The organism is Paenibacillus sp. 598K, from assembly GCF_003851045.1.
Taxonomy (GTDB): Bacteria; Bacillota; Bacilli; order Paenibacillales; family Paenibacillaceae; genus Paenibacillus_D.
In genome coordinates, this window is record NZ_BFBX01000087.1 from 1 (window position 1) to 259 (window position 259).

At 60.6% G+C, this 259-nt stretch carries 1 protein-coding gene; it reads right to left on the bottom strand.

Features of this window, described 5'->3' with window-relative positions; genetic code table 11:
• On the bottom strand, positions 1-259 hold a 259-nt coding region (locus tag PA598K_RS23450; RefSeq protein ID WP_260405566.1), incomplete at both ends, for an ABC transporter transmembrane domain-containing protein.

A 259-nucleotide genomic window follows, 5' to 3' on the forward strand; every position in this document is an offset into this window, starting at 1 on the left:
CGATGCGGGCGATGATGTCGATCTGCGCCTTGCTGCGATTGAACATCGCCAGCGTCGGCAATCCGCGCAGCACATCGTGGAAGTGGCCGCCCAGCCGTCCGAGCAGCTTGAACTGCTTATCCGTCTTGGCCTTGGCGCTGATCCCGATCAGGATCATGAACAGGACGAGTAGCGGCATCGTCACTGCGAAGACGATCGCCGAGAGGCGATCAACCGTGACGGTCATGCAGAACACCGCGACCGGCACGAACATCGAGAT